20 protein-coding genes are annotated in these 24,831 nt (G+C 57.2%); 11 read left to right on the top strand and 9 right to left on the bottom strand.

The window, feature by feature from the left end; all coding sequences use genetic code 11:
• Window positions 1-90 precede the first annotated feature (90 nt).
• The 4 genes from AC07OJ_RS03245 to AC07OJ_RS03230 form a co-directional block, all read right to left on the bottom strand.
• Entirely contained in the window at window positions 91-591 is a 501-nt protein-coding gene (locus tag AC07OJ_RS03245; protein ID WP_201144459.1) for an amino acid kinase family protein, read from the bottom strand.
• A gap of 71 nt (window positions 592-662) precedes the next feature.
• On the bottom strand, window positions 663-2,228 hold the full coding sequence (locus tag AC07OJ_RS03240; RefSeq protein WP_495093923.1) for a PucR family transcriptional regulator: 1,566 nt from the start codon (window positions 2,226-2,228) through the stop codon (window positions 663-665).
• An 85-nt stretch (window positions 2,229-2,313) separates the two neighbouring features.
• On the bottom strand, window positions 2,314-5,220 hold the full coding sequence (locus tag AC07OJ_RS03235; RefSeq protein ID WP_495094264.1) for an FAD-binding and (Fe-S)-binding domain-containing protein: 2,907 nt from the start codon (window positions 5,218-5,220) through the stop codon (window positions 2,314-2,316).
• Between the two features lie 254 nt (window positions 5,221-5,474).
• Window positions 5,475-6,767 (bottom strand): MFS transporter, encoded by a 1,293-nt coding sequence (locus AC07OJ_RS03230; protein WP_495093922.1) that lies wholly within the window; start codon window positions 6,765-6,767, stop codon window positions 5,475-5,477.
• Window positions 6,768-7,251: 484 nt separating this feature from the next.
• Here AC07OJ_RS03230 and AC07OJ_RS03225 point away from each other — a divergent pair, with 484 nt between their 5' ends.
• The 4 genes from AC07OJ_RS03225 (at window position 7,252) to AC07OJ_RS03210 (ending at window position 11,977) form a co-directional block, all read left to right on the top strand.
• On the top strand, window positions 7,252-8,853 hold the full coding sequence (locus AC07OJ_RS03225) for an amidohydrolase family protein (RefSeq protein WP_495093921.1): 1,602 nt from the start codon (window positions 7,252-7,254) through the stop codon (window positions 8,851-8,853).
• A gap of 9 nt (window positions 8,854-8,862) precedes the next feature.
• Complete coding sequence (locus AC07OJ_RS03220; protein WP_495093920.1) at window positions 8,863-9,843, top strand: CobW family GTP-binding protein; 981 nt, start codon at window positions 8,863-8,865, stop codon at window positions 9,841-9,843.
• A 305-nt stretch (window positions 9,844-10,148) separates the two neighbouring features.
• Window positions 10,149-11,588 carry an ATPase domain-containing protein gene (locus AC07OJ_RS03215; protein ID WP_495094263.1) on the top strand — a complete coding sequence of 480 codons (1,440 nt, stop codon included), beginning with the start codon at window positions 10,149-10,151 and terminating at the stop codon, window positions 11,586-11,588.
• Window positions 11,589-11,611: 23 nt separating this feature from the next.
• Complete coding sequence (locus AC07OJ_RS03210) at window positions 11,612-11,977, top strand: response regulator (protein WP_495093919.1); 366 nt, start codon at window positions 11,612-11,614, stop codon at window positions 11,975-11,977.
• 199 nt (window positions 11,978-12,176) lie between these two features.
• On the opposite strand, the gene AC07OJ_RS03205 is transcribed toward AC07OJ_RS03210, so the two are convergent.
• The 3 genes from AC07OJ_RS03205 to AC07OJ_RS03195 form a co-directional block, all read right to left on the bottom strand.
• Window positions 12,177-12,425: a CsbD family protein gene (locus AC07OJ_RS03205; RefSeq protein ID WP_065905276.1), complete on the bottom strand. Its 249-nt coding sequence runs from the start codon at window positions 12,423-12,425 to the stop codon at window positions 12,177-12,179.
• A 210-nt stretch (window positions 12,426-12,635) separates the two neighbouring features.
• Window positions 12,636-14,015, bottom strand: a complete 1,380-nt coding sequence (locus tag AC07OJ_RS03200) for a heavy metal sensor histidine kinase (RefSeq protein ID WP_495094262.1) — start codon at window positions 14,013-14,015, stop codon at window positions 12,636-12,638.
• On the bottom strand, window positions 14,012-14,683 hold the full coding sequence (locus AC07OJ_RS03195) for a heavy metal response regulator transcription factor (protein ID WP_495093918.1): 672 nt from the start codon (window positions 14,681-14,683) through the stop codon (window positions 14,012-14,014). Before AC07OJ_RS03195 ends, AC07OJ_RS03200 begins: the two co-directional genes overlap by 4 nt.
• Before the next feature lie 146 nt (window positions 14,684-14,829).
• Here AC07OJ_RS03195 and AC07OJ_RS03190 point away from each other — a divergent pair, with 146 nt between their 5' ends.
• The 3 genes from AC07OJ_RS03190 to AC07OJ_RS03180 all read left to right on the top strand — a co-directional run bounded on the left by AC07OJ_RS03190 (window position 14,830) and on the right by AC07OJ_RS03180 (window position 17,292).
• Entirely contained in the window at window positions 14,830-15,333 is a 504-nt protein-coding gene (locus tag AC07OJ_RS03190) for a GlcG/HbpS family heme-binding protein (RefSeq protein WP_262133898.1), read from the top strand.
• Between the two features lie 10 nt (window positions 15,334-15,343).
• The gene (gene uraH, locus AC07OJ_RS03185) at window positions 15,344-15,754 is read left to right on the top strand and encodes a hydroxyisourate hydrolase (RefSeq protein WP_495093917.1); all 411 of its coding nucleotides are present in this window, start codon (window positions 15,344-15,346) and stop codon (window positions 15,752-15,754) included.
• Between the two features lie 218 nt (window positions 15,755-15,972).
• A complete protein-coding gene (locus AC07OJ_RS03180) occupies window positions 15,973-17,292 on the top strand; it encodes an ankyrin repeat domain-containing protein (RefSeq protein ID WP_495093916.1) in 1,320 nt (439 codons plus the stop codon).
• Window positions 17,293-17,383: 91 nt separating this feature from the next.
• Here the strand turns inward: AC07OJ_RS03180 and AC07OJ_RS03175 are convergent, their stop codons facing one another.
• The gene (locus tag AC07OJ_RS03175; RefSeq protein WP_495093915.1) at window positions 17,384-18,217 is read right to left on the bottom strand and encodes an oxidoreductase; all 834 of its coding nucleotides are present in this window, start codon (window positions 18,215-18,217) and stop codon (window positions 17,384-17,386) included.
• Window positions 18,218-18,534: 317 nt separating this feature from the next.
• Here AC07OJ_RS03175 and AC07OJ_RS03170 point away from each other — a divergent pair, with 317 nt between their 5' ends.
• A complete protein-coding gene (locus tag AC07OJ_RS03170; protein WP_495093914.1) occupies window positions 18,535-19,662 on the top strand; it encodes an FAD-dependent oxidoreductase in 1,128 nt (375 codons plus the stop codon).
• A 21-nt stretch (window positions 19,663-19,683) separates the two neighbouring features.
• On the opposite strand, the gene AC07OJ_RS03165 is transcribed toward AC07OJ_RS03170, so the two are convergent.
• Window positions 19,684-20,628: a LysR family transcriptional regulator gene (locus AC07OJ_RS03165; RefSeq protein ID WP_106803864.1), complete on the bottom strand. Its 945-nt coding sequence runs from the start codon at window positions 20,626-20,628 to the stop codon at window positions 19,684-19,686.
• 103 nt (window positions 20,629-20,731) lie between these two features.
• Here AC07OJ_RS03165 and araD1 point away from each other — a divergent pair, with 103 nt between their 5' ends.
• The 3 genes from araD1 to AC07OJ_RS03150 all read left to right on the top strand — a co-directional run bounded on the left by araD1 (window position 20,732) and on the right by AC07OJ_RS03150 (window position 24,720).
• On the top strand, window positions 20,732-21,730 hold the full coding sequence (araD1, locus tag AC07OJ_RS03160; protein WP_495093913.1) for an AraD1 family protein: 999 nt from the start codon (window positions 20,732-20,734) through the stop codon (window positions 21,728-21,730).
• Between the two features lie 68 nt (window positions 21,731-21,798).
• A complete protein-coding gene (locus AC07OJ_RS03155; protein ID WP_065905300.1) occupies window positions 21,799-23,118 on the top strand; it encodes an MFS transporter in 1,320 nt (439 codons plus the stop codon).
• A gap of 45 nt (window positions 23,119-23,163) precedes the next feature.
• On the top strand, window positions 23,164-24,720 hold the full coding sequence (locus AC07OJ_RS03150) for a UxaA family hydrolase (protein ID WP_120448595.1): 1,557 nt from the start codon (window positions 23,164-23,166) through the stop codon (window positions 24,718-24,720).
• Window positions 24,721-24,831: the final 111 nt, after the last annotated feature.

Genomic DNA, 24,831 nt, shown 5'->3' with positions numbered 1-24,831 from the left:
AGACTACCTACTCGACAAACGAATTCGCGATCGTTTTTTGGGTCGGCTGATAGCACACAGCCGTAATAGAGAAGAAAAAGATAAGTAATATTAAACAGCTACTTTTTGCCCGATCCCTTTCTTGTGATTATCCAGTAAAGTCAGCAGGAACGAATCCAACAATGTAGTGCAGGCTCCACGACCACCGGCACTCAGTCCCACGATAGGAACAACCCCCCTATCGGTCAGCTCACACAAGACGCCTGCCAACTGCTGGCCTCTGAGCGCGTTGTGAAAAACTACTGCGTCTACTAGAACTTGAGCCGCCACCTCACCACCGTTGTTAAAACACTTCTCCCACTCAGCCATGAGCCTGGTCTGAGATACAACCATCGCAGCATAGCCCGCACGGTAGACTTGACCACCTGAGCATCCAGCCCCGGCAGACGGAGGTTCACCCACGGCGACGACAACGCGGTTGCCAGCAGCCTTTAAATCAATAGCCGTTCTGGCCAGCGCAACTAACTCAGACTGCACTACCCCGCCGTCGAGATCAAAGAGAGTATTTTCAGACTGCGATACCAAACGCAGCCCGCATGAAGTTTTCGTCACACGCCTAGACACATAGCCTCCCACGCTTTGGGACAGGCAATTAATAGCCGCGCCCCAACACGCAATATTTTCTAAGAGTTCTCGTCAGCGGCCAAAAGATACATTTGAGCGGCTACTTGAAGCTTGAATTTGTCATCAGGGTTATCGAGCGAAATATCCAACATCATCTCAATACGCTCTACCCTGTAGCGCAACGTACTAATATGGATATCCAGTGCCTTGGAGGTATTCAATAACTGGAAGCCTTCCTTGGCCAAGGTAAGAGCCGTTTCGATGAGCGTGTTGCCACGCTTGGGATTGCCCAGCGGTTCAATCATTTTCTCTACCAGCAAGCGTCGAGCATCCGCATCGCCCATCAGCGCCCTGGGAAATAGAACCTCATCAAAATCATGCAACTTACCTGGCTTGAGCAAAGGCAGAAGCGCAGATACATCCACTGCGCCATGAGCCATACCGGTCACTCCTTGGTGAGTCCGACTGACCGCCATTGCGCAGCCCTCGGTGCGCACCGCCCGCCATACCGCGTCCGGCGCAATTTCCGACGGCAACAAGAAGCTCACCTGGTTCAGAGACACGGACATGAGCGGCGCCACACCCAGGCTCTGCATTGCTTGCGAGATTCGATCCGCAGTTCTTGAACGCCGAGTGAAACCCTCGATAGAAAGCGGAATCGGCTCATTCAAGAGCACCAGGCAAACCCTGTAGTTTCTATTTTCACTCCAACCCGAAGCTTGAGCTCGCTCGATAGCGCTAGGCGTGGCCGAAAATTTTCCCTCCAACAAACCCGCTACAAATGCGTAACCCAAGCGAGTTTCTTGATCAGACAGCTCTCGCTGATAGGTCAGGTGCAGAGCTGCAATAACCGCAGCATGCTCCAAGGCGCGGGAGTCTAGTTCTTCAAACTCGCGCTCATCACTTCCCAGCCATACGATTCCAATGACCTCGTTCCTTAAACGGATGGCTCCACCCAACCTGGGCTTGGTCACCCACTCCGAAACCACTTTAGGGACATTGGACTCGAAAAAAGCAGTGAGAGGCTCCAGCTCGGTGAGTTTTTTAACCAGCAGTCGTTCGCAGGCTTCATCTGCGCTGGGGTCGGACGCCCCCAATATCGTCCCGTCCACGGAAACGACGGTAGCTGATTTGTCGAGTGCCGCTTTCAAAGCCTTAGCCAGCCCCTCCAGGTTTTTCCCCTCCAGCGCAGCTTCGGTCAATGTGCGATGGATGTGGTCAGAGCGGCGAATCGTCTCGGCCTGGATATTGATGATCCGTGCCAACACATCGTGCATGATGTCGCTGAACGGAATTTCCCAAGGCAATTCAAGCAGAGGCAGATTGCAGAGGTTGGCTTCTTCGATTGCCGCTTCAGTGAAGTGCTCCCGAAAATGCGGGACTGCCAGAACGACTCCTGCCAAGCCGATCTCACTGAGGCGACGCACCATGCTTCGGCTTTCATCGTCATCCACCGGCCAGTTGTAACCGGTGGTCAACAGCAGCTCGCCTGGTTTCAACCAATTGGTGATCTCAGGGTGATCGACGATATGAACCCACGTTATTTCGCGATCCATGGCATTTGTCCCTGCAACAACAGAGGCTTCGCGCAACACAGTGTTTTCAATCGCAGTATCGAGCTTCATGACCAACCTACTCCACTCCATAAGTACCTACACGCTGGCATCCACTGACTGCCAGGACACCATGAGAATGCCGTGCCTGGCGCGACTAGCCCAGAATTTTCGCGAGATACTCAGCCAAGTGCATGGCCTCTCGACCACTCACGTTTCGGATCTGACCCCGGCAGCTGAATCCATCGGCGACCACCGGAGTTTCCTGTGGGATCTTGTCGATATGGGGCTTGAATTCTTTTTCACCGATGATCTTGGCTATCGGAGCCGTTTTGCTGTGGTAGGCGTACGCTCCAGCAACACCACAGCAACCGGAATTGATCACCTGGCCTTTACCACCGAGCTTCTCCAGGACGCCTTGCTCGCCTTCCATGCCGCCACAAGACTTCTGATGGCAATGACCATGAATGCGGACATCTTCATCAATCAGGGGCAATTGCAAGCCACGACTCTTGATGAACTCACTAAGGGTCATGATCGACTCCTCGAGTTGCTTGGCACGCGGGTCTGCTGGGAACAAACTGGGCATTTCGTCTCGGAATACCGAAAGACAGCTTGGCTCCAGAACAATGACAGGCATGCGCTCCTCCAACACCGGCTCCAACTGAGTGAGGATCTGCTCCAGATTAGCCTTCGCCTGATCAATCATCCCCACGTCGTAGTAAGGCCGGCCACAGCACACATGACGCTTCATCAGCTTCACATTGAAGCCGAGCGTTTCCAGGACAGTCACACCCGCCTCCAACACCTTGGGCGTGAACCCATTGTTGAAGCTATCTACCCACAACAGCACTTCAGTGCCTGTGCGCTGGCCCTGGTTTTTCAGGATACGCTTGGCTGTGACACCACTGCGAAAGCTCTTCGCCGCGATCTTGGGAAATTTGGCGTGGCGCGCCAGGCCGAAATATGAACCTGCTGTGCGCACCAGCGGGTTACCCATCGCGTAATTGAGTACAGGTGAAAACTTGGTGGCATGGGGCAGCCATTCACCAATTCGGCCAATCATCGCATCCATGACCGGGCGACGCTTCTCGCTGTAGTAACGATTGAGGAATTCGGTTTTATATCGCGCGATGTTCACATTGGTAGGGCAGTCGGTCTTGCAGCCTTTACAGCTCAAGCACAAATCAAGCGAGTCTTTGACCTCTTCGTTCTGCCAGCCATCCTCAATCACTTCGCCCTTGAGTAACTCGAAGAACAGGCGCGCACGACCCCGCGTGGAGTATTTTTCGTCGCGTGTAGCCCTGAAACTCGGGCACATGGTTCCACCTTCCAGGGAGCGGCACTTACCCATTCCAATGCAGCGCTCGGATTCGCGAGCCAGGCCTTTGTCGCCGAGACGAGGGTCATATGTGAACTGGCTGGGGATTTCTCGACGCTTGTAATCTGGGCCCAAGCGAAGGTTGGCATCGACAGGCATTGCATGGATCAGCTTGCCTGGGTTCATTTTGTTGAGCGGATCCCAGATAGCCTTGAACTCGGCAAAGGCATTCATTATCTCGGCGGAGTACATGATGCGCAGGTACTCACCCTTTGCCTGGCCGTCGCCGTGCTCGCCGGACAAAGAGCCGCCGTAACGGACAACCAAGTGTGCAGCCTCGTCGAGGAACGCCCGCCAGTTGTCCAGGCCATCTTGAGACTTCAAATCGAAGGTGATCCGAGAGTGGATGCAACCATCGCCGAAGTGGCCATAGAGATTCGTTTTGTAGCCATAGTTGCTGACTAGGCTCTTGAACTCGCGCAGGTACTTCCCCAGGTGCTCTGGCTCGACCGCCGCATCTTCCCAACCCACGACAGGATCAGGTTCGTTGGGGTCCAACCCCAGGGAAGTGGCCGAAGCCCCGGTCTCACGAATTGTCCAAATCCGATTCATCAAGCCGGCATCCGTAACCAGCCGGACGCTTGGACGCCCTGGCAGCTCTGGCGCTATATCGACGGCTTTCTGAGCGAAAGCGATCGCATCTTCGGTTGAGAGCGCGCCGAACTCAATCATCAACCAGGCATTGCCGGCAGGCAGCTCCGCAATGTCAGCGAGCTTCATACCGCGCTCTTTGAGTCCCTCGATAATGCCGTCGTCCAGCCCCTCCATGGCGATAGGGTTGAGCGGTAGCAACTGAGGGACCGAATCGGCGGCGTAGTAGATCTCCTCGTAACCCAATACCAAAAGGACACGATGAGTTGGATTCTTCACCAGGAGGGTCTCGGCCTGGAGCACTGTCACGCAGGTACCCTCCACACCTACCAGTGCTCGAGCAATGTTGAAGCCATTCTCCGGTAACAACTGATCCAGGTTATAACCCGAGACTCGACGCTTCAGCTTGGGGAATCCTTGACGAATTTGCTCTTCGTTCTTATCTACCAACGCTTTCAAGGAACGAACGATTTCGGCGCGACGACCACCGGCGTTGATATGCTCCTGATACGCGGCCTCATCGGTCGGCCCGACCCAAAAACGCTCGCCGTCGTAGGTGAGAATTTCCAGCCGCTCCACGTTCTCTACCGTCTTGCCGGCCATTACCGAGTGAGCGCCGCAGGAGTTGTTCCCAATCATGCCGCCAAGGGTGCAACGGCTATGAGTCGCGGGATCAGGGCCGAAGGTCAAGCCCACCTTTGCAGCTTCGCCTTTGAGCTGATCGCAAATAACGCCTGGCTCAACCCTGGCCAGGCGTCGGCCCGGATCGATCTCGTGAATTGCATTGAGATATTTAGACGCATCAATGACCACCGCAGCGTTAACGGCTTGGCCACACATCGAAGTACCAGCACCACGCGGAAGAATCGGAATCCCGGAATCCCTGCACACTCGCACCGTGGCGATGATGTCGTCGATGCTTCTAGGAATCACGATACCGATTGGCAGTTGACGGTAGTTCGATGCCTCAGAGGCGTAGATCGCACGAGTCGCTGCGTCGAACCTCACCTCCGCCGAGGTCTCAGCCTCCAGTTTGGAGCGCAGACTCATGAGGACATTGAGGTCGAACGGGATAGGATTATTTTTTGTCATTTGGAAAAGCCTGGTCTCGATCAGCAGCACGGGAACACAACGTGAAGCCCTACGCGGAAGACCGGAGGTAGAGCGACGGAGGTTAGGTACTGTAAGCCGAGAAAGCGCGCAGCTCTACCGACTCAAAGAAGGATAAAAGCATTCTTTTATCCTGCTCAAAATAGGAATTAAGCAAAGACAAAAATTGAGATGAGATCGCCCAATACACCGCGAGAACGTCGGGTATCGCATAAGCGACCCCGGCGCTTCATCGATCAGCGACGACCAGGCTGCCAATAACCGAGCATTACACCGAGAAAACTGAACGCTGCCGCGATCATCACATAGAAAGCTGGAGCGGTAACCGAGCCGGTAACACTGATAAGCCAAGTGAGGATCAGCGAGGCAAACCCACCAAAAGTCATCACTGCAAGGTTGTAGGCCAAGGACAGGCCCGTCGACAGCACCTTGGTAGGAAAGGTCTCTGAAAGCGCAGCGAGTATCGGGCCAGTGTAAACCGCGATCAGGACACCAAACACCGCCTGGAAGATGCAGAGTGTGTAAAGCGAGGGCGAACTGGCGATCATATTGAACATCGGCCAAGCCACAAGAAGTATCACCGCCGAGGCTCCAGCCAGCAGGTACTTGCGACCAACCTTGTCAGAAATGTAACCCGTGATTGGAGAGCAGAACGCAATTACGCCACCGCCCACCATAGCGGCAATGAAGGATGCAGACTGAGGAAGCTTCAGCACCTTCACAGAGTAGGTTGGCATATAAAAAAGAATGACATAGATGCACACCGTCCAAAGTACGATCATGGCGAAGCTGGCGACCGCCTGCCGTGGATACTCGCGGAGGACGTCTCGCAGCGGCGTCTCGGTCAGCTCGCAAGACTCTTCAAACACCGGTGACTCATGCAGGTTGCGGCGAATGAAGAATCCGATAGGGCCAATCAGGATGCCGAACAGGAATGGAATTCGCCAACCCCAGCTCTCGACCTCCTCCGGGCTCAAGCCGAGTGTAATGCCGGTACCGAAACAAGCACCGAGCAGAACTGCAAAGCCAATACTCGTCTGGATCCAGCTTGAGTAATAAGCCTTCTTCCCTTCAGGTGCTTGTTCAGTCAGATAAGCCGTGGCGGCACCCATCTCCCCCCCCGCAGAGATACCCTGGAGCAGTCGCGCAAATACGATGATACATGGAGCGAGCATACCTGCCTGCTCATAGGTCGGCGCCAAACCAATCAGGGCCGTACCAGCCCCCATCAAGATGATGGTCAGAGACAGCGCCCCCTTTCGGCCATAGCGATCAGAGTAGATGCCGATCAGCACACCGCCCACTGGCCGCACCAAAAACCCGACACCAAAAGTTGCCGCCGAAAGCATCAGCGACGTCAAGTCATCTCCGGTGGGGAAAAATAACTTACCGATGATAATGGCAAAGAAGCCATACACCATGAAGTCAAACCACTCGAATCCATTCCCTAGAACAGTGGCGATGATAGCTTTGCGCCGCATTGCGCTCGTATCCACCGCACGACCAACATCCAAACTAATTGCACTCATTTTCAGATTCCCTCGAGCCTTCTGTGAAAGCCGCGCCTTTTGTCGTTGTTGTAGGGTTCGTCAATTGAGCGCCTGGGAACGTCGCGCTTCTACCACACAAAAATAGGAATTTGAGGCAAATAAATCCTATTTCGAGCACTTCAACCTATTCCGAGTCGGAATTTAACCGTCTCGCTTCGACTCCAGACACTAAGAAATGCAGGGGATTCATGGATAGGATGGGTGTAAGGGCAACCATCCAGCCATACATCCAAGCCGCGCCATCAGATGGCTGAGATAGGCCCTGTAGAGCCTGAGCAAAGGTCACAAAGACCACCCGATTCAGGCCGACTTTCTTACTGCCCATCTGCCTAGGGTGCTGTGGTAACCCCGCACCCCTGAGTGGCTCGACATCAGCGTCTAAAATGCTGTGAGCCCCTGCTCAACTCCAACAGGCCCGCCACACAGTCGTCGCTGGTCGGTAAATAAAACAATAGGAGGCTATGTGAAGACGAGCCCTGCTACGTCAATTGAGGTAGGCGAAGAAATGGTCGCCGGCTTCGCCAAGAAAGGCCTTGGCCAAGTCAAACCCGCCACCAGCAACGAGCGAGGCAATGGACCATACTCCCGCCTGGTGCTTCGAGGCATCACGGTCATTGATGGTACCGGTGCCCCACCTTGGGGGCCTGCCGATATCGTTATCGAAAATGGCCTCATCACTGAAATCGCAGCGGTTGGCGTCCCCGGGCTGCCGATAAACCCCGCCCGTCGCCCCGCAGAAGGCGTTCGCGAGATCGACTGCCATGGCAAGTTCGCTACGCCAGGTTTCATTGATTGTCACGCTCACGTCGGCACACCCTTTCACGCAGAAAGCGGTGAGATGCTTTCAGCCGATTACGTATACAAGCTCTGGCTGGCCCATGGCGTCACCTCGGTGCGAGAGGCCGGCTGCATGAACGGGCTCGCCTGGACATGTGAGCAGCAACGTGCGTCAGCTGATCACACCATCGGGGCGCCCAATCTCTACCCGTACGTCTACTTCCCTGCTGTGAACGATTACCTGAAGGTGATCTACAGCCCAGAGCAAGGACGTGAGTGGTTGCGCCAGGTGCGCGAGAAAGGCGCCTGTGGTGTGAAGTTCTTTGGCTCTCCACCCGCCATTATGGAAGCCGCTTTGGACGAGTGCCAAAACCTCGGTCTCAAAACCTGCTGTCACCATGCCCAGCTTTCAGTCGGCCGCATGAACGCGCTCAAGACAGCGAAGTGGGGACTGACCAGCACAGAGCATTCCTACGGCCTCCCCGAAGCGCTGATGGAAGGAAGTACCCTTCAGTTCATTGATGACGACTACAACTACAACGACGAGTACATCCGCTTCGCCGCCGCCGGCAGAACATTCCTGCAGGCAACAAAACCAGGTAGCCAGAAGTGGAATGAGGTGCTCGAAGCATTCCTTGAGGTAGGCCACACCTTTGTTCCGACGATGAATGTCTACGACAGTAACCGTGACGTAATGCGAGCTCGTCGCGCTGACTGGCATCAGGAGTACACCGACAGCACCTCCTGGAACTACTTCCAGCCTCAACGAGGTGGGCACGGCGCCTACTTCTTTCGCTGGTCAACCAAGAATGAACTGGAGTGGAAGGAAAGCTTCAGGATCTGGATGCAGTTCTTGAATGAGTACAAAAACCGAGGGGGTCGGGTGTGCCCAGGCAGCGATTCCGGATTCATGTTCCAGGTCTATGGCTTCGGCTTTGTACGTGAGCTTGAGCTTCTACAAGAGGCGGGATTCACGCCACAGGAGGTGCTGCGTGCTGCCACCCTGCAAGGGGCCGAACTATTGGGTATTGAGCACAAGACTGGCACCCTGGAGGTCGGAAAAGAGGCCGACATCCTCATTCATAACCAGAACCCCTTGTCGGACTTCAAGCTGCTTTACGGGACTGGCGCTGTACGACTCAACGATGACACCAACGTAGCCGAACGTAAGCGCTGCCTTGATTACACCCTCAAGGGCGGCGTCATTTTTGATACCGGGGAACTGCTCGCCGATGTCCGCGAGATGGTTGACGAAACCTGGAACGGCGAACATAAGCCAACCCTGTAGGAGGCGGATATGATTTCTCCTGCAAAGGGTATCGATTTCTTCATCTTGACCGGCCCGCTGGGCAGCGGCAAAACCACCCTGCTGGAACAGCTTCTCTACACCGTAGAAGACAGCAACGGCACAGCGGTAATCGTCAACGAAGCCGGTGCCGTCAACATCGACGGCGCGGTACTCGTCGATTCGACCAATGGGCTGGTCATCGAAACACTCAGCAATGGGTGCGTTTGCTGCAGCCTTAACAATGACTTGGTCACCACGGTGCAACATCTAATTGAATCCAGGGCACGGATGGATTTACCGCCATTTGAACGAATCATCCTGGAGTGCAGCGGGCTGTCCATGCCCGGAGAAGTGGTGCGCTCCCTGGCTGGCTTAGCCCACCTGCAGATGGCCGTTTCGATCATCTGCACCTACGACTGCACGAGACCGTCCTTACTAAGCACCCAGTTCGATGCAGCAGCCGCTCAACTTAGTGCAGCCCAAACTGTAGTGCTCACCAAGATCGATTCAGCGTCACAGCAGGAACTGTGCACTGCAATGGCAACAGCGGAGCGAATCAACCCGTTCGCAACCATTGTCGAAGAGATATCGCAAGCCAAGAGGAGCCATCGCGCTTTTCTGAACGCGACCCTACGCCCCCTTGATCACGCCCTCCCCCAACGCAAGCTCGTTCAAGCCACCGCTCACCCACGCATACACGTATACCAGGCTCAGCTAAATGAGCCAGACCCGGGCGATGCCATCGACTGGCTTGAAAACGTCACCGGCTGTCTCGGCGAAAAACTGCTCAGAAGCAAAGCACTGATCTGTACACCAGAGAGGGATTTTCTGATGCAGACAGTCGGCACAGCGTTTTCCGCGCCACGGCTACTTCGTACAAAGTCTGGAGGTCGATCCGTGGCCATCTTCATTACCCAGGACTGCGAGTTACATGAGCTGACAAGGATTGCGTCGAGCCTTTCTATAGAGTGGGAGCAGGAAGCCAACTGAGTGATGAAGATCAGGCCAATTCAACGCCCCTCCTACGCTTTGCCTGACTTCATTCCACTTGTCGCAAACGCTCGCTACCTCTAACTGCAATTGAATCACTGCGAGATTAAAGGGTCATCTGCTAGCAAGGCTGATTTCGCCGTGACTTTAGAGAGTCTAAGTCCGAGTTCAAGGCGGCTGGAATGGGCCATATAACGCTCTAAGTCAGCCATGCTTTAGCCGAGAATGGCCCCAGAACGAAAATGGCGTTAGCATTCCGCCTCACTCGGCTTAAACAGCCTGTTTTTTCAGATCAGGGTCGCAACGTGGAAAAGCTAAAACGCCTCCAAAGTGGAATCGAAGGGCTCGATGCTCTGCTCAAGGGAGGGCTGGTCGCAGGCGCTTCATACATAATCCAAGGGCGCCCGGGATCTGGAAAAACGATCCTCGCCAACCAACTTGGATTCCATCATGCGAGCAATGGAGGCCGGGTTCTGGTCGCCACGCTACTGGCCGAGTCACATGACCGCCTGTTTCAGTTTCTTTCTACACTGAGCTTTTTCGACTCGTCCAAAGTTGGCGCCGAAATTCAATTTGTCAGTGCTTTTGACACCCTGGAAAACGAAGGCCTGGATGAAGTAGTAAAGCTGCTTCGGCGCGAGATAAGTCGCCAAAAGGCCACCGTGATGGTAGTTGACGGCTTGCTCAATGCGCGCTCAAAAGCCGATTCGCACATCGACACCAAGAAATTCATTTCAGAGTTGCAAGGGCATGCGGCTTTCGCCGGTTGCACCGTCCTGTTTCTTACCAGTTCGCGACTCGATGACGGCAGCCCTGAGCACACGATGGTAGACGGCGTGATTGAGATGGGTGAAGAGCTATATGGCACTCGCTCGGTGCGCCGTATTCAACTGCGTAAAACTCGCGGCAGCGGGGCAATGACAGGCCTTCATGAATGTGAGATCACCGACAACGGATTGGTGGTTTACCCTCGACTCGAAAGTCTTTACAGCCACCCGTCCGCCCCAGACAGCGCCGACATGACGCGCATTGCCAGTGGCATTGACTCACTGGACGACATATTGGGCGGAGGCCTTTACAGTTCCAGTGTGACTCTGGTCATTGGCCCATCAGGAATTGGCAAAACCACGCTGGGCCTCAAATTCCTGGCCGAATCGACGGTGGAGGCTCCGGGGCTGCATTTTGGTTTCTACGAGAGCCCACAGCGGTTGCGGCTTAAAGGCCAATCACTGGGTATCGATATCAAAGGTATGGAAGACAGTGGCGCCCTGAGTATTGCCTGGCAGCCGACTACCGAAGGCCTGCTGGATGGCCTGGGGGCACGATTGCTGAGTATCGTTGAAGATAAGGGCATCAAGCGTCTGTTCATCGATAGCCTCAGCGGTATGACACGGGTCTCGACAAATCCCGCGCGCATTACTGACTTCTTCAGTGCGCTGATGAACGAGTTGCGATCCAGGGGCGTTACGGTATTTGCGTCCTGGGAAATGCGCGATCTTTTTGGCTCAGAGGTCAGTGCACCGAACTCTGACCTGTCCAGCATCGTCGACAATCTGATGCTGATGCGGTTCTCTGAGAATCACTCTGAACTAAGCAGGACGCTATCCATTCTTAAAGTAAGAGACAGCTCTTACGATCCCTCTCGATTTGAGGTCGTCATCCGTGATCATGATGTTTTCCTGAAAAAGGCTTTAAGACATGAACCCTCAGTCCCCACTGATTCATGCCCCGGTTCAACTTTTTAAGCTTTTGAGCAGGTTGTATTAACATGACCACCATCCTGGTCGTCGACGACGAGTATTTGATCGCTGATATTCTCTGCTTCGCGCTGGAGGATGAGGGGTTCATGGTGGTGACCGCCAGCAATGGTCAAAAAGGCCTCGAGGTGCTCAATAGAGAACAGCCAGCCTTGATCATTACCGACTTTATGATGCCGGTCATGGATGGCCTGGAATTCGCCACAGCTGTCCGAGCCCTCCCGTCCGCTGGCCATTTGCCGATTATCTTGATGAGCGGTGCTCAGGCACATATCGGCATGCAGAGATCAGATTTGTTTGATGCTGTATTGGCCAAGCCATTCAATATCGACTTGATCATCGCCGAGGTTCGAAAGCTCTTGGCGAACAGGCTGTGATGTTCTGGATGATCAATCACAGCTGACGAACCCAGCGCAGCCGTTAGAGGCCTCTACGACGCGGCTGCCGACGCGGCGAGCCAGCGAGATCAGCAGCGTGGATGCCTGCCTGAATCACCTCCCTCCCCCTCTCCTGCGGGGAAACCCTGGAGAGTCAGAGGGAAGGTTTCTGGAAAGCTATTGACGGCCTACTCCTGGCTTAGCGCCGCAGGAGACGGTCAAGCACCAGCAGTGCTACTGCACCGATTGCCAGTGCGGCAACAGGCTTCTCTTTAACGAACGTCGATACGCTGTCGAGTGCGTCGCCGTAAGTCTGGGTCAGCTGACCCGCCGCTTGGCGTCCGGCGCCTTCGGCTTCCAGCTTCGAATCACCGAACAGTTTTCCCACGGCGCTTTGTGCCTTGCCAGTCAGCTTTTCTGCAACACCTTCTACCTGTTCACTTTTCATGATTCATAAACCTTCGTGTCAGTGGAAACTCAAATTAAGCCAACTGCTCTGGCGACCAGAGGAATAGGCGTCTTATCGGGACAGAAAAGTTGACCGGTGGGGATGAGCGGGAGTTCCACTTTTTATGATGACCGCTGGTCGTTGATGCCTCAAAAAAAGAGGCGCTGCGAAAAGCACCTCTCTCTTTGGGCTTAGTCGTTAGACGCTGAATCAGACAACGCGAGGGTTTTGCCGAGGAAACTCCAAGCGAAAGCTCGTTCCTGATGAGCGGCTGTCTACGGTCACCCGGCCGCCATGTAACTGCATGATTGAATGCACGATGGCCAACCCCAGGCCCCCGGAATCATCCGGCTGATTGCGTGATGGGTCGCACCGGTAGAAGCGCTCAAAAAGTCGCGGTAGGTGCTCTGCTCCAATGGGCGGGCCCTGGTTGTGCACAGAGACTTCGACCCCACCCTCGCGCACCACGCTGCGGATAATCACCTCCGCCGCGGGAGAACCGTAGCGCAGGGCATTGGCCACCAGGTTAGCCAATGCTCGACGGATCAAGGCCGGATCGGCACGCAGCTCGCCATGGGCCTGATTAATCAGGGTGACGTCGCGTTCTTGCGCCACGCCTTCGAAATACTCACACAGTTGCTCGACCAGTTCATGCAGGTTGATGAGTTCGTCCTGCACGGATGCTTGCGGCTGCTCGGTCCGTGCGAGGAACAGCATACTGTCGATCATCCGCGCCAGACGCTCATATTCTTCCTGGTTCGACACCAGCAGGTTCTGATAGTCCTCGATGGAGCGGCTGTGCCTCAAGCTTTGCTGGGTATGCCCCATCAGGTTGCTCAGTGGCGTACGCATCTCGTGGGCGAGGTCTTCCGAGAACCGTGATAGCTGGGCGAACCCGTCTTCAAGACGTGCAAGCATTTGATTAAGCGCATGGCTGAGCACTTGCAGCTCACTCAGCTCGTTGAACTCGTCCAGCCGCAGATGCAGATGTTGCACATCAATCGCGGCGGCGCGCTGAGCCAGCCTGCGCACAGGCTGCAAGCCTCGCCGACTGACCCACCCGCCGAGCACAAAAGCCAGCAGCGCGCCGACTGACAGGGCGAGCCAGAGCTTGAGACGGTAAGCCGCCAGCATCTGCTCGCGCTCACTCAACAACTTGCCGGCAATCAGCGTCAAGCCGCGACCACCCTGCATGACATGCTGCCAGGCAAGCCGCACTGGCACCGAAGAGTCGCCGTCACCGAGCTGAGCCTGGGCCGCAGCCGGTAACGTGGGCAAGCGCATGCTGACGGGGTTGATTTCGATCAGTACCTGGCCGGTGTCATCGACAATCCACAGCAGGTTGTCGCGATTGCCCAGCATGTTTTCGTAGAGCTTGGGCCGATTTCTGAGTTGCTCGACGCTGACACTGTCGTTGATCAGTGCTTGCATGCGCTCCAGGCGCCCGAGCAGCGCCTGGTCATCGCGCCACGCGATCTCTCGCTGTAACGACTGATAAAGATAAAACCCGATGGAGCCCAGCAGCAACGCGCTGACCAACGCGAACATGATCGCCAAGCGCAAGCTCAGGGTACGCGGAAACAGTTTCAGGATTGCACCTCAAGCATGTAGCCGATGCCCCGCACGGTGTGTATCAACTTGAGCGGGTAAGGATCGTCAACCTTGGCGCGCAGTCGCCGAATGGCGACATCGACCACATTGGTATCGCTTTCAAAGTTCATCTGCCAGATCTGCGAAGCAATCGAGGAGCGAGATAGCACCTCGCCTTCCCGACTGACCAGCAGGTGCAACAAGGCAAACTCCTTGTTGGTCAGGGTCAGCCGTTCACCCTGGCGCGTGACCTTGCGGCGCAACAGGTCCAGGCTCAGGTCTGCAACCAGGAACTGCTCGACTTCACGGGGCGGTCCCCTGCGCAGCAGCGTACGTACGCGCGCCAACAACTCGGCATACGAAAAGGGTTTGACCAGGTAATCATCGGCGCCTGACTCGAGCCCTTTGACCCGATCCTCCACAGAATCCCTGGCGGTCAGGAAAAGCACCGGGGTTTGCCACTTGCGCCGAATGATCTGGAGCAGTTGCCAGCCGTCCAGGCGCGGCAGCATGACGTCCAGAATGATCAAGTCGAACTCACTTTCCTGCGCCAGATACTGGCCCTCCAGGCCATCCAGGGCGACTTCTACCACGTAGCCCGATTCAGTCAGGGCTTTGTGCAGGTAATCCGCGGTTTTCGCTTCATCTTCAACAACCAGGATACGCATCTTTTCCTCCAGAACTGGAGCATAGGCTAGCGCGCCTGAGCGTTTTGGCACATTACATCTTGGTAATCATCAGGCAATCATTCTGACGGCCCGCACGCGTCATCCTGCCTGACCACGACTCAGCCAGACCAAACAAAGGAAAAAGCATGCGGACAAGCCTATCGAACTTATTGCTGATGCCACTCGCAATGAGCTCTGCGCTCGCGGTTGCATCTGCGGATCAAGTTGTGCAGCGCAACGACGTATCACTGGCAATGGCCAATGATTTGCTGAATGCCGCGCTGGCAGCGTGTCATGCCGATGGTCGTACAGGTGTAGCGGCAATTGTCGACCGAGGAGGCAATTTGGTCGCCCTGCAGCGTGACGATAACGTTGGCCCACACAATACATTGGCGGCCCAACGCAAGGCCTATACCGCCCTATCGACCAAGACCCCGACACGGCTATTGGCAGAGCGTGCCCGCAGCACCCCCGATGCGGAAAACCTCAACACCCTGCATGAGCTATTGCTGCTAGGCGGCGGAGTGCCATTGCTGTTTGAAGGACAAGTCATTGGCGCCATAGGCGTGGCCGGCGCCGGTGGTGCAGCAACCGATGAAGGTTGCGCATTAGCCGCGATCAACAAAATTCTACCTACCGTCAAAAACTAAGGACATCCTCATGACTGGATTAAAATCGTTGTTCGCTGGCGTTGTATTGAGTGTCGCCTCTTCGCTGGCATTCGCGGCAGGGAACCCGCTCAGCGTGCATGTACTCAACCTGCAAGATGGTCTGCCGTCCCCTGGCGTCAATGTCACGCTGGAAAAACAGGATGGCAACAACTGGAGCCTGCTCAACAGCGCTGCAACCAACGATCAAGGACGTATTCCCGGCCTGTACCCGGAAGGTAAGGCCCTGGAGAAAGGCACCTACCGTGTCACCTTCAAAACCGGTGAGTGGTTCAAGGCTCACAAAGTCTCGAGTTTCTTCCCCGAAGTACCGGTCATTTTTGAAGTGGACGGTACCCTTGCGCACTACCACATCCCGCTACTGCTCAGTCCCTACGGTTTCTCGACCTACAGAGGCAATTGAGCGTCGACCCAGCGCAGAGACAAGGCCGCCCTCACCAGACGGGCGGCATTTGTGCCTGACACCGATTCGATCAAAAGAGTCGTTGGGAAAATGCAGCGGCATCTAAATGCCCGCGTACATCAGATGTTGAACGCTCTAGGGATATCAATAGGTGTAATAGAACTGGAAAGGACAGCAACGCCACTAAGCTGCACGCTGAATAAGTTTGGAGCCATGGTATGAGTTGTGTTCCTCCCGGCAATAGCGCTTCGATAGCGCCGCTGATGATTTGCAACACTAACGACCCGATTCATGCTGCTGTGGCCCGCGGCGATAGCAAGCAGGTGTTGCAAGCGCGCATCGAAGGCAGGCGCGCCGACGTGCTGGATAGCGAACGTCGCTCGCCTATCGATGTGCTGGAGAGCATGCGTGACCTGGACAAGCGCAGCCTCTCCCGCATGCGCATTGCCTTGTTGCAATCCTTAAACCCTACTGCACCTCTGGGCTACATCAAGCCCGAAGCCCTGCATGGTTCCCCCTGGGGCCTGGAAATACTGACCTCTGGCTCGCTCAAGGGCGGTGTCAATGATGCCAAGGGGGGCTCACAGTCGTTGAATGGTCGGGTATTTTTCTCTGATCGAACGCCTGAAAGTGCCACGGATGCCACGACCCGTAAAAATCTGCGCACCAAGGCCCGTACCTACTCACGAGGCCTCGGGATTGTGCCCTCTAACGCGTCATCCCGCGCCCAGCAACACCGTTTGACCCAGATCCTCACACACTCAACGGATCGAGGTTCGCCACTTTCGCTGACTTACAAGCCGGTGACGCTCGCTATAAAAGATCCCCAGGCTATTGATGCTGAGGGTAGCGCGTGGCTGCAGAACTTTCTGCATGATGCCTATATCGTTTCCGGTGCTGCCAGCAAGCTGCTCACCGCGCCCCCTGAGCAAAGCGTCAACGCGGTGAAACTTCCTCGCAGCATAACGTTTAAGTTCGAGAACGCCCCCGACTGTGTGCTCGAAGGTAAAGCGCTGGAGGTCCTTTATACGCAGTGGGCTTGCAAACTACGCGAGGCGTTGGAGCAGGGTAAAGCGCCTTATTTGAGCCTGCTCAATAAAGGCACGGTAATACCGGTAGTGTTTGGTTTTGAAAAACTCAGGAATCTTTCCTCCCACCCTATTCATGACCACTCGGGCAACGCCACCAAGCTCTATTCATACCAAAATCAGAATCACCCACTGTCGGGTGGTGCAAACGGCGGCAAACTTAAGGAAATAGAAGTGCGCAGCCTGGCAGATCTGGCCACTTTACTGCTCGGATGCGAAGTTAAAAGTACTCAACTACCAGAAGAGGTGCTGGTCCGAATCAAGGGTAAGAGGGAAGACAAAGCCGAGTACCTGACGCCTGCCCAGCTCAGCCAGTTTCGGCAGAGAGTCTTGGCTCAGGCTGCCCTCCATGCCCCCCAAGGCTCAAGCCTGGCTCTGGCGTCCATGAGTCACTTGCAGCAGATCAATGCGATCGTGCGTAGCGGAAATCTCCAAAATCATTGGGTATGAGAGCTAAAGGAGACATCCAGGGTGAAGACACGCGCCTTATGCCAGGCGGCTGGGTGACAACCACCCTCCTCCCTTGCCAATTCCCGGCTTTTTAACCATCCGTAGAACGCGTCAGTGCCTCCCAGTGACTTATATCGCGCAGGGATTGCTCAAGTTTTTCGCGCACGTATCCCAGCGCGTCACTGCCCAGCAGCAGGTGGGCCGGTGGATTGTCGCTGGCGATCAACTGCAGCATGGCGTGCGCAGCCTTCTGCGGGTCGCCCAGTTGGTGGCCGCTCTTGGCTTCGCGCGCCTGGCGCACCGGATCAAAGCTGGCGTCGTAGTCGGCAATGCTGCGTGGCGTACGCTGCATGGAGCGGCCGGCCCAATCGGTGCGAAACGAGCCCGGCGCGACGGCGGTCACGAAGATATTGAACGGCTTGAGCTCCTTGCTCAGCGTGTCGGAGATGCCTTCGAGCGCGAATTTGCTGCCGCAGTAGTAGGCGATCCCAGGCATGGTGATGGTGCCGCCCATGGACGTGATGTTGATGATGTGTCCGCGGCGACGCTGGCGGAAATACGGCACAAAGGCCTTGGTCACGGCAACTGCGCCGAACACGTTGACGTCGAACTGGCGGCGCATGTCTTCCAGCGACGACTCTTCGAAAATCCCCTCGTGGCCGTACCCTGCGTTGTTCACCAGGACGTCCACCGGGCCGTAGCGGGTCTCCATGTCGGCGACGACGCTGTCGATCCGCGCAAAGTCGGTGACATCCAGAATCACCCCGTGGGCACGTTCGGCAGACAACGCCTCGAATGCTTCAAGGGCTGCCTCATTACGCACGGTACCGATCACACGGTGACCGGCCGCTAATGCCTCGGTCGCGAGGGCCTTGCCAAAGCCGCTGCTGATACCGGTGATGAACAGGGTTTTGTGAGTGCTCATGGACATGCCTCTCGGTTGATGAGTACTGATGTTAGTCAAGTCACCGCTGCCGACCTATGCCGGATCATCTGTGAGGCTTGCCTATTCCTATCAGCCCTTCGAGGAATGGATTGGCATTGCTGGCGGGCTGCGGAGATGCGCTGCACGTCCCCGCTGGAATGACGGCGCCTGACCTGTAGCGCCCCGCGGCTTGGCTGAACAATCATTTGTTGCAGGCCTACCCCTTTCTGCCGGCAAAATAGGGTAGAAATATCCGGCCAACGATGGCCGGGACATGCCGCGCCGCCGGCCCCTTTCTCACAGCCAACAGGTACCTTATGCACACCTGCGTCACAATCATCGGGGCTGGCCTGGGCGGCCTCATCCTGGCGCGTGTCCTGCACGTCCACGGCATTGCCGCCACGGTCTATGAAGCCGAGCCGTCGGCAACCGCACGCGCGCAAGGCGGGATGCTCGACATCCACGACTACAACGGCCAACTGGCTTTGCAGGCGGCGGGCCTGACGGATGAATTCCGCGCCCTTGTCCTGGAAGGTCGCGAGGCGACTCGAGTGCTTGATTGGGACGGCACCGTTCTGTTGGACCAACCCGACGACGGCACTGGCGGGCGTCCCGAGGTCATGCGTGGCGAGCTACGCAAGATGCTTCTCGATTCACTGCCTGCCGGTACCGTGCGCTGGGGCCACAAGGTCAATAGCGTGCGTGCCCTGGGCGCGGGTCGCCATGAGGTGACCTTCGCCGACGGCACTCACGTTGTCACCGACCTGCTGGTGGGGGCCGACGGTGCCTGGTCTAAAGTCCGCCCGCTGCTCAGCACCGCCGTCCCCGAGTACATGGGCCGCTCGTTCATTGAAACCTACCTGTATGACAGCGACACCCGCCACCCCGCCACCGCCCAGGCGGTAGGGGGCGGTGCGATGTTCGCCCTGCAACCCGCAAAAGGCATCCAGGCGCACCGTGAGGCGGGCTCCACGCTGCACACCTATGTTGCCATCACCGCACCCCAGGAATGGTTTGCTGCCATCGATTTCACTCACACGCCAACAGCGGCAGCACGGATCGCGCAGGTATTCACAGGCTGGTCCCCTGCCCTCACGGCACTGATTACCCACAGTGACACCGAACTGGTATGGCGCCCGCTCTACACGCTGCCGGTTGAACACCACTGGAACCGAGTGCCGGGCGTGACGCTGGTGGGGGATGCCGCACACCTTGCAGCCCCGAATGGCGAAGGTGCCAACCTGGCCATGTACGATGGCGCCGAACTCGGCAAAGCCATCGCCTCACACCCCGATGACGTCGAAGCCGCGCTGCATGCGTACGAACAGGCGATGTTCCCGCGCAGCGCGCAAACGGCTGCAGAGTGCAATGAACTGCATGAGTTGCTGTTTGGTGACGACGCACCGCACAGCCTGGTGAGCATGTTCAACGGTGCAGGTACTTGAACACGGGACGCTTCAGTCCTATCAAACGCCTGCTGCTGGGCTCACGCTTGCACCGGTGAGTTCTTCAATCAACAGAACCATCGGCGCCGTGTACTCCACATCGGCCCGCGTCACGATTTCATAGGGCTCGCTGGTCGACTGAATGGTCAACGCCAGCTTGACCAACATGCCGTGGTCGAGTGCCATTTGCGCCACATCGTTCGGCATGACGGCGACCAGGTTCGGGTCCTTGAGCAACAGCGACAAGGTCGTGAATGTCGATGAGGTCTCGATGGCGTACAGCGGGAAGCTCAACCCCACTTGGCGAAACTCGCGTTCCAATGTCAGGCGCATGGGCATATTGACCGGGAAGACTACCCAGTGGCTGTCCATGAGGTCGGCGAGTTGCAGCGTCTGCGCGCTGGCCAGTCGATGCCCCGGGTTGGCCACCACGACCAGCGGTTCCTGTGCGCGGAAACGGGTTTGATAAGCCGTCGGGCGTGGGCTGACGCTGGTTCGACAGATCGCCACATCCAACCGCCCCTGATCCAGCAAGCTCAATAGCCGCGAGCTGGTGTCCTCGACAATCGCAATCGACAGCTCCGGCTGTTTATCGCGAAGGCGCGCCAGGCTCTCCACCAATGCCGGCACGGCTCCCATGATCGTGCCCACCGCCAGGCGTCCGCCGTGTCCCTTGAGAATGCCGACCATTTCCTCGCGAAGGTGCTCGAGGTCGGTGTGAATCAAACGCGCATAACGAATCACGCAGCGCCCAAGGTCGTTGGCTTCCAAACCTTTGCTCGTGCGTTCGAAGAGGCTTGAGCCGAAGATGGTTTCGATTTCCTGCAATGCCTTGGTGGCACCGGGTTGAGACAGCGCCATGATCTCCGACGCCTTGCGCACCGAGCCGTGCTCGTCGAGGGCAATCAAGAGGCGCAATTGCTTGAGCCTCAGGCGCGATACGATGGATGAGAAGGACGGAAGCATGGGTATACCTGAAAGTTATCGCTCGGGTCGTAACTCTCATTAGGCAGCAACAGCCTGGAAATTTAAAGTGGCCCCAACGATAACAACAAGCTGAGGCTCCTCCATGCGATTAATCCAATTTGAAGACTCCACCGGCCAGCGTGGAGTCGGCGTCGTCGAAGGCGACGCGATTCAAGTCGTCAACGGTGCATCCAGCACCCGCACGCTTGCCCTCGCCGCGATTGCCAATGGTCGCAGCCTGCTCAAGGAAGTCGAGGCCAGGGGCACCACCCTCGGTCCTGAAGGTTATACCCACGTGCTGGAAGCCCGCCGAGTCCTGCCGCCCCTCGACCATGAAGACCCCGCGCACTGCCTGATCAGCGGCACTGGCCTGACCCACCTGGGAAGCGCCTCCACCCGCGACCAGATGCACCAGCAAAAGGTCGATGACAAAGCCGCACTTACCGACACCGCCAGAATGTTCCAATGGGGCCTCGACGGCGGCCGTCCGGCGGCAGGTACGGTGGGCGCCCAGCCGGAGTGGTTCTACAAGGGCGACGGTTCCATTGTGGTACGCCCGAACCAGGCCTTCCAGTCGCCGGACTTCGCCGAAGATGCGGGTGAAGAACCAGAGCTGACCGGCCTCTACGTGATCGGCGAAGACGGCAAGCCCTACCGCCTGGGCTTCGCCTTGGGCAACGAGTTCTCCGACCATGTCATGGAGCGTCGCAATTACCTCTACCTGGCACACTCCAAGCTGCGTAACTGCTCCTATGGGCCAGAGCTGCGCGTGGGCGAGTTGCCCCGGCACCTGGCGGGGACCAGCCGGATCTGGCGCGACGGCACCGTGTTATGGGAGAAAGAGTTCCTGAGTGGCGAGGACAACATGTGCCACAGCCTGGAGAACCTTGAGTACCACCACTTCAAGTACGCCCAGTTCCTGCGTCCAGGTGACGTGCATGTGCACTTCTTCGGCACCGCCACCCTGTCGGTAGCCGATAACATCAAGACCCAGCCGGGCGACCGTTTCGAAGTCAGCATGCGTGAGTTCGGTGAACCGCTGTGCAACACCATCGAAGTGGTTGCATCCGCCTTCAGCACTGGAGAAGTACAGACGCTGTGACCGATGCGGCCCTTGATCGGGCCTCAAGCAAGGCTGCATTTCATAATAAACATAAGAGTGAGATGAAAATGACCACTGGCAATGCACAGGTCGTTACCGCTACGACAGCGAGTCCCGCCATCACCGCCCGCCCGACCACCGTACGTTGGAGGATTTTCCTGCTCCTGCTGCTGCTCTCGGCTATCAACTACATCGACCGGGCGTCACTGTCGGTTGCACTGCCGCTGATTTCAGCTGATTTCAACATGACGCCGGCGCTTGAAGGGTTGATGCTGAGTGCATTCTTCTGGTCGTACGCGCTGATGCAGATCCCCGGCGGCATGCTGCTCGACCGTTTCCAGACGCGCAATATCGTCGGCATTGCCACGGTCGGCTGGGGCCTGTTCCAGGCCTTGGCGGGCGGCGCGCACAACTGGATCACGTTGCTCATCACCCGTATCGGCCTGGGTGTCGCGGAGTCGCCGATCATGCCGGCCGGCGCCAAGCTCAACGGTGCCTGGCTGACGCCCAATGAACGCGGGCGCGGCGCCACCCTGGTTGATGGCGGCGCGCCGCTGGGCACTGCACTGGGCGCAATCCTGATCGCAGGGCTGATCACCTGGTTTGATTCCTGGCGGATCGCATTCGTCATCGCGGGCGTCGGCACCATGGTCGTGGGCATATGGGCGTGGTGGTACATCAGGAACCATCCCAGTGAGCACCCGAAAGTCAACGCTGCAGAGCTGGCCTACATCACCGATGCCAACGAAGCCGCGAAAAAAGCCACCGGTGGGCGCAAGGCGATCCTCAAGGACCTGCTCAAGAGTCGTTCGGTACTGGCCATGTTCGCGGGGTACGCGTGCTACAACAGTGTGTTCTACGGCCTGCTGACCTGGATGCCAAGCTACTTGCACAAAGCCCATAACCTCGACATCAAGGCCATGGGCGGCGCCACCTTCCTGATCTTCATCTGCGGCTTCATCGGCGAACTGTTTGGTGGCTGGGTGTCGGATAAATGGAAGGCTGCCGGCGGCCAACCCAACACGGTCATGCGCAGCATGTTCGCAGGCTCCGCCGCGATTGCCGCGATCTGTATCCTCGCCGTGGCCTACAGCAGTGATGCCGTCGTGGTTATCTCGCTGCTCTGTGTCGCGCTGTTTTTCATTCGCTGGTGCGGCATGTACTGGTGCCTGCCCGCCATTCTCGGCGGCCAGTCCAAAGCCGGCGTGTTGGGCGGCAGCATGAACTTCTGCGGCAATATGGTCGGGGTGATCGTGCCTATCCTGATCGGCCTGATCGTGCAATTCACCGGCTCGTACTTCCTGGCGCTGATCTTCTTCGTCGTCATGGCTTCAGGATTGATGCTGTTCTCCAGCCTGATTGATTATCGCGAGCGTGGGTTGGCCTGACCTGCCCGACTCCATAGCGCTCCCTGAAAAACCGAGGCAACCGTCATGCAACTCATAACTACAACAGGCAGCGAGACCGCTGCCAATGCCGTGATCAGACTCAATGTGCTCGACGATGTATTGATCGCGCGGCAACCGCTGATCAAGGGCCTGGAGCTCAAGGCCGAAGGCATCCAGGTACTTGAGCCGGTGCCCTCCGGCCACAAAGTCGCTGCGCGCCATATCGACGTGGGCCAACCCGTGCGCCGCTACGGGCAGATCATCGGCTTCGCGAGCCAGCCAATCGAAGCGGGACAGCATGTGCACGTTCACAACGTCGCAATGGGCGATTTCTCTCGGGACTATGCCTTCGGCGTCGATGCCAAAGGCAGTCCTGCGCCCACCGCAGAGACGTTCATGGGCATCGTGCGCGCCGATGGCCGTGTCGCGACCCGCAACTACATCGGCATTCTGACCTCGGTCAATTGCTCGGCGACGGTGGCGCGTGCGATTGCCGATTACTTCCGCCGCGACATTCATCCTGAAGCGCTGGTCGAGTACCCCAACGTCGATGGTGTCGTTGCACTCACCCACGGCGTTGGCTGCGCAGTCGACCCCGGTGGCGAGGCACTGGCCATGCTGCGCAGGACACTGGGCGGTTATGCCGTCCACCCCAACTTTGCCTCGGTGCTGCTGATTGGGCTGGGGTGCGAGACCAACCAGATCCCTGAGTTGCTCGCGGCCCAGGGCCTTGAAAGCAGCGATTCGTTGCGCACATTTACCATCCAGGGCACCGGTGGCACCTCCAAGACCATTGCCAGTGGCATTGCTCAAGTGAAGTCGCTGCTGGCCGAAGCCAACCAGGTCAAGCGTGAGCCGGTCAGCGCCAAACACCTGATTATCGGCCTGCAATGCGGTGGTTCGGACGGTTACTCGGGCATCACCGCCAACCCGGCACTGGGCAATGCCGTGGACCGCCTGGTGGCCGCCGGCGGCACCGCGATCCTGTCGGAAACCCCGGAGGTCTACGGCGCCGAGCACTTGCTGACCCGTCGCGCCGTCAGCCAGCAAGTGGGTGAAAAACTCATCGCGCGCATTCATTGGTGGGAAGCCTACTGCAAGCGCATGGATGCCGAGCTGAACAACAACCCGTCGGCGGGCAACAAGGCCGGTGGCCTGACCACCATCCTGGAAAAATCCCTCGGCGCCGTGGCCAAGGCCGGCTCGACCGATCTGGTCGACGTCTACGAATACGCTGAAACCGTCAGGGCCCACGGCCTGGTGTTCATGGACACCCCCGGCTATGACCCGATCTCCGCCACCGGCCAGGTCGCCGGCGGCGCCAATCTGATTGCCTTCACCACGGGGCGCGGATCTGCTTATGGGTGTGCACCCTCGCCGTCGATCAAGCTCGCCACCAACAGCCGTCTGTGGGAAACCCAGGAAGAAGACATGGACGTCAACTGCGGCGGGATTGCCGACGGCACCATGACCATTGAGGAGCGCGGCGAATACATCTTTCGCATGATGCTGCGCATCGCCTCAGGCGACAAAAGCAAAAGTGAACAGCATGGCTACGGCCAGAACGAATTCGTGCCCTGGCAGATCGGTGCGATCACTTAAGGCCCTGCATTCACTTCGACACACCGGCTCCCGTCGTCCCGCACGATGCGGGGCCGCTTTAGTTTGCCGGTGTCGAGCCTGGCATTTCTCTTCATCCTCCAATCAGGAACC

Source organism: Pseudomonas sp. GW821-FHT09C08 (genome assembly GCF_059418125.1).
Note: the sequence above shows the minus strand (reverse complement) of the source record. Positions and strands in the feature narration are given on the sequence as shown.

Excerpts from the sequence above, each read along its gene's own strand:
- AC07OJ_RS03240 (WP_495093923.1), bottom strand. The coding sequence starts at position 2,228 with ATGAAGCTCGATACTGCGATTGAAAACACTGTGTTGCGCGAAGCCTCT.
- AC07OJ_RS03235 (WP_495094264.1), bottom strand. The coding sequence starts at position 5,220 with ATGACAAAAAATAATCCTATCCCGTTCGACCTCAATGTCCTCATGAGT.
- AC07OJ_RS03230 (WP_495093922.1), bottom strand. The coding sequence starts at position 6,767 with ATGAGTGCAATTAGTTTGGATGTTGGTCGTGCGGTGGATACGAGCGCA.
- AC07OJ_RS03220 (WP_495093920.1), top strand. The coding sequence starts at position 8,863 with ATGATTTCTCCTGCAAAGGGTATCGATTTCTTCATCTTGACCGGCCCG.
- AC07OJ_RS03210 (WP_495093919.1), top strand. The coding sequence starts at position 11,612 with ATGACCACCATCCTGGTCGTCGACGACGAGTATTTGATCGCTGATATT.
- AC07OJ_RS03205 (WP_065905276.1), bottom strand. The coding sequence starts at position 12,425 with ATGAAAAGTGAACAGGTAGAAGGTGTTGCAGAAAAGCTGACTGGCAAG.
- AC07OJ_RS03195 (WP_495093918.1), bottom strand. The coding sequence starts at position 14,683 with ATGCGTATCCTGGTTGTTGAAGATGAAGCGAAAACCGCGGATTACCTG.
- AC07OJ_RS03190 (WP_262133898.1), top strand. The coding sequence starts at position 14,830 with ATGCGGACAAGCCTATCGAACTTATTGCTGATGCCACTCGCAATGAGC.
- uraH (WP_495093917.1), top strand. The coding sequence starts at position 15,344 with ATGACTGGATTAAAATCGTTGTTCGCTGGCGTTGTATTGAGTGTCGCC.
- AC07OJ_RS03180 (WP_495093916.1), top strand. The coding sequence starts at position 15,973 with ATGAGTTGTGTTCCTCCCGGCAATAGCGCTTCGATAGCGCCGCTGATG.
- AC07OJ_RS03175 (WP_495093915.1), bottom strand. The coding sequence starts at position 18,217 with ATGAGCACTCACAAAACCCTGTTCATCACCGGTATCAGCAGCGGCTTT.
- AC07OJ_RS03170 (WP_495093914.1), top strand. The coding sequence starts at position 18,535 with ATGCACACCTGCGTCACAATCATCGGGGCTGGCCTGGGCGGCCTCATC.
- AC07OJ_RS03165 (WP_106803864.1), bottom strand. The coding sequence starts at position 20,628 with ATGCTTCCGTCCTTCTCATCCATCGTATCGCGCCTGAGGCTCAAGCAA.
- araD1 (WP_495093913.1), top strand. The coding sequence starts at position 20,732 with ATGCGATTAATCCAATTTGAAGACTCCACCGGCCAGCGTGGAGTCGGC.
- AC07OJ_RS03155 (WP_065905300.1), top strand. The coding sequence starts at position 21,799 with ATGACCACTGGCAATGCACAGGTCGTTACCGCTACGACAGCGAGTCCC.
- AC07OJ_RS03150 (WP_120448595.1), top strand. The coding sequence starts at position 23,164 with ATGCAACTCATAACTACAACAGGCAGCGAGACCGCTGCCAATGCCGTG.